We start from the raw sequence: 4,153 nt of genomic DNA on the forward strand, positions 1-4,153 counted from the left end.
GGGAACTGACGGCGCTGCTCGACCGCCTGCCGCTGCCGACCGCGCGGGCGCGCGTGCTGCGGCGCGCGGCGGATTCCGCGGCCCGATTCGATTTCGACGGCGCGCTGGACTGGCTGCAGGATGATCCGCACAACGATCCCACTTCGTCCGGGAGTCCCGCATGAGCGACCCGTCCGTCTCCCTCGGCGACGCCGAAGCGCCCGACCTCACCGACGGCGCGACCGTGCTGGTCGTCGACGACACGCCGGACAACCTGATGCTGATGAGCGAGCTGCTGCGCGACCGCTACCGCGTCAAGATCGCCAACCACGGCGGGAAGGCCCTGGCCATCGCGGGCGCCGAGCCGCGGCCCGACCTGATCCTGCTCGACGTCATGATGCCGGGCATGGACGGTCACGAGGTCTGCCGGCGGCTGAAGGCCGACCCGGCCACGCGCGACGTGCCGGTGATCTTCCTGACGGCCAAGTCCGACGTGGCCGACGAGACCCGCGGCCTGTCGCTGGGCGCGGTGGACTACATCACCAAGCCGATCAGCCCGCCGATCGTGATGGCCCGCGTGCGCACGCACCTGCAGCTGAAGGCAAGCGCCGATTTCCTCCGCGACAAGGCGGCCTACCTGGAAACCGAGGTGGCCCGCCGCACCGAGGAACTGGCCGCCATCCAGGACGTCACCATCCAGGCGATGGCCTCGCTGGCCGAGACCCGCGACAGCGACACCGGCAATCACATCCGCCGCACGCAGCACTACGTGCGCGCGCTGGCCGAGGCGCTGCGCGACCACCCGCGCTGCGGCGAGCTGCGCCGGCCCGGCGTCATCGCCACGCTGTTCAAGTCGGCGCCGCTGCACGACATCGGCAAGATCGGCATCCCGGACCGCATCCTGCTCAAGCCCGGCAAGTTCACGCCCGACGAATTCGAGGTCATGAAGTCGCATCCGGCGCTGGGGCGCGACGCCATCGAGCAGGCCGAGGCGGTGCTGGGCACGCCGGTGGCCTTCCTGTCGACGGCCAAGGACATCGCCTACTGCCACCAGGAGAAGTGGGACGGCTCGGGCTACCCGCAGGGTCTGCGCGGCGAGGCCATTCCCCTGTCCGCGCGGCTGATGGCGCTGGCGGACGTCTACGACGCGCTGATCAGCCGCCGCGTCTACAAGGAGGGCATGCCGCACGAGCAGGCCGCGGGCATCATCGCGCAGGGCTCGGGCACGCACTTCGATCCGGACGTCGTCGAGGCCTTCCTGCGCATCCAGCCGGAGTTCCAGACGATCGCGCGACGCTTCGCCGACGACGACGCGGCGCTGGCGCGCAAGCGCGCCTGGATGGAGACGGTGAGTCCGCCGGACCTTGCGCCGGACCTCGCTCCGGACATCACGCCGGAGCTGACGTCGCACCGCAATCCGATCGGCGAGCAGCGGAGCCGTTGATGCCGCCATGGACGACGCGGGGCGGGTCCGCCGACCTTGACGGGGCCGGCGGGCCAGGCACCCGCCCGGGGATCGCGTGGGGAGGCGCCGCGCTGGTCGCGATCACGGCGTTGGCGGCGGGCTGGGGCGTGAGCGGCGCCCAGCGCTGGTACCTGGAGACGGACCTGCGCAGCGCGCTGCAGTCGGCCGCCGACCGCGAAGGCGTCGCGCTGGTCCAGCAGACGCTGTCGGGCCAGGACATGGGTGCCGTCGAACTGGTCGGTCTGGTCGAACCGCTGGTCAAGACGATGACGCTGGAAACCGACGCCGCGCGCGCGCGGCTGGTGCGGCCCGGCGAAATCCACCTGCAGGGCATCGCGGCAACCCTGGGCGGCGACGACGCCTGGGTGCTCAACCAGTCCGGCATCCTCGTGGCGGAGTGGGTGCAGCGCGACACGGAGCGCGCCATCGGCCTGGATCTTTCTTTCCGCGGCTATGTGCAGCAGGCGCTGCAGCGGGCCCGGCCGTCGGTCTACCTGGGCCTGAGTCCTCACCTGCATCAGCGGGCGGTGGTGTTCTGCGCGCCGATCTTCGCGACCCGGGCTTCGACCAGCGCCGTCACCGGCGTGATGGCGGTCCGCAAGCCCCCGATGGTGCTGGACCGCTTCTTCGCCGCGCGATCGCAGGGCGACGCGCTGCTGATCTCCCCGCACGGCGTGGTTTTCTCGGCAAGCCGGTCCGAGTGGGTCATGACGCTCGTCGGGCCGGTCGACGACGGGCGCGCCGCGGCGCTGACGGCAACGCGGCGCTTCGCGACGCTGTTCGGGACGGCAGCGCAAGCGCGCGTGCTGCCCTTCGATCCCGTCGACGGCGCCACCGTCGAGGTCGGCGGCCGGCGTCTGGCCGTCGCGTCGACCGGGATCGACTGGAACGACCCCGACGGCGCCTGGCGCCTGGTGCTGCTGGAGGACGTGGCGGGCGCGATGAGCGCGCGCCAGCAACTGGCGGTGGCGGCGTTGACCGCGGCGCTGCTGATGGGCGGCTACGCGTTGATGTGGCAGATCGCCGTCCACCGGCGCCAGCGCGCGCGCAGCGCCGCGGCGTTGGCCGCGCGCGCCGACACGGTGCGCACCATGTTCCGCATGGCGCCGATCGGCGTCTGCCTGGTCGTCGATGACCGGATCGAGTTCCTGAATCCGCTGCTGGCCGACCAGCTGGGCACCGGCGAGTTCCAACCCTGGCCCCACCGCTATGCGGACGACGCCAGCCGGGAACTGGTCGACGAGGTGCTGCGCGAACGCCGCCGGGTCCACGACGTCGAGGTGCGCCTGCTCGACGCCGCAGGGCAGGCGCGCGCCTTCGTCCTCTCATCGATGCCGTACGACTACGAGGGCGACAAGCCCGCCGTGCTGCTGTGGCTGACCGACATCACCCGGCGCCAGGAAGCCGCGCAGGAGGCGCGTCGCGCGATGGAGGCGGCCCACGACGCGGCCCGCGCCAAGTCCAGTTTCCTGGCCGGCATGAGCCATGAGATCCGGTCGCCGATGAACGTGATCGTGGGCATGTCCGACCTTGCGCTGCAGACCGGCCTGGACGCCCGCCAGCGCAACTACCTGGAGAAGGTCAACAGCGCCGCCCTCAGCCTGCTCGACCTGATCGACGACATCCTGGACTTCAGCAGCATCGAGTCCGGCCGGATCGAACTGGAGCGCGTGCCGTTCCAGCTCGACCAGGTGCTGGAACGGCTCATCGACCTGATCGGCCTGCGCGCCGAGGACAAGGGCGTGGAACTGCTGATCCATCGGCCCGCCGACGTCCCCGACGCCCTGATCGGCGATCCGATGCGCCTGGGCCAGGTGCTGATCAACCTGGGGGCCAACGCGGTGAAGTTCACCGACAGCGGCGAGGTCATCGTGGCGGTCGAACGGGTGCCGGCGGTAGCGCCGCAACGCGGGGACGAGCAGGGCGAGCAGGGCAAGCAGGGCAAGCAGGATAGCGACGAGGTCGAACTGCGCTTCAGCGTCACCGACTCGGGCATCGGCATGACGGCGGAGACGATCTCGCGGCTCTTCCAGAGTTTCAACCAGGCCGACACGTCGACGACGCGCCAGTACGGCGGCAGCGGCCTGGGCCTGGCGCTCAGCCGCCAGCTGGTCGAGCTGATGGGCGGACGCATCCAGGTGAGCTCGCGTCCGGGCGAGGGATCGACCTTCTCCTTCACCGTGCGCCTGGGCCTGCGCCAGGGCGCCCGGGCGGCGGCCGGGCCGGCCTCCCCGGCCCTGACCGACCTGTCGCGGCTGCGCGTGCTGGTGGCCGATGACAACCGCGCGGCGCGCGACATCCTGGGCGCGCTGTGCGCCGGCTTCGGCATGCGCGTGGACACGGCCGTCAACGGCGCCAACGCCGCGCAATGCGTGCTGGAGGCCGACGCCGGGAAGCGTCCCTACGACCTGGTGCTGATGGACTGGCAGATGCCGATCCTGAACGGCCTCGAGGCGACGCGGCTGATCGCGTCCGGACGGCTCGCCTCGCCGCCCGCGATCCTGCTGGTCACCGCCTTCGGCCGGGACGCCACCCTGGCCGCCGCGCTGGCCGAGGCGGACCCGCGCCACCGCCCGCAGCTGCTGAGCAAGCCGGTGACCGCCTCGACGCTGCTGTCGGCCATCGGCGAGGCCACCGGGCAGGCGCTGGCGCCCGCGCACGCCGCGCTCCACCACGGCGGCACGACGCGCGCCGCGATGGCGCGGCTGA

The 4,153-nt window shown here is 72.0% G+C and carries 2 protein-coding genes; both read left to right on the top strand.

The genetic code is table 11. The annotated features are described in order from the left end of the window. Positions 1 to 160 precede the first annotated feature (160 nt). The gene (locus tag VF536_RS16235; RefSeq protein WP_331615905.1) at positions 161 to 1,423 is read left to right on the top strand and encodes a two-component system response regulator; all 1,263 of its coding nucleotides are present in this window, start codon (positions 161 to 163) and stop codon (positions 1,421 to 1,423) included. After that, the coding region (locus VF536_RS16240; RefSeq protein WP_331615906.1) for an ATP-binding protein at positions 1,423 to 4,153 on the top strand (2,731 nt) is incomplete at its 3' end. The genes VF536_RS16235 and VF536_RS16240, both read left to right, overlap by 1 nt.

The organism is Roseateles sp. (assembly GCF_036486225.1).
Classification (GTDB): domain Bacteria; phylum Pseudomonadota; class Gammaproteobacteria; order Burkholderiales; family Burkholderiaceae_C; genus Roseateles.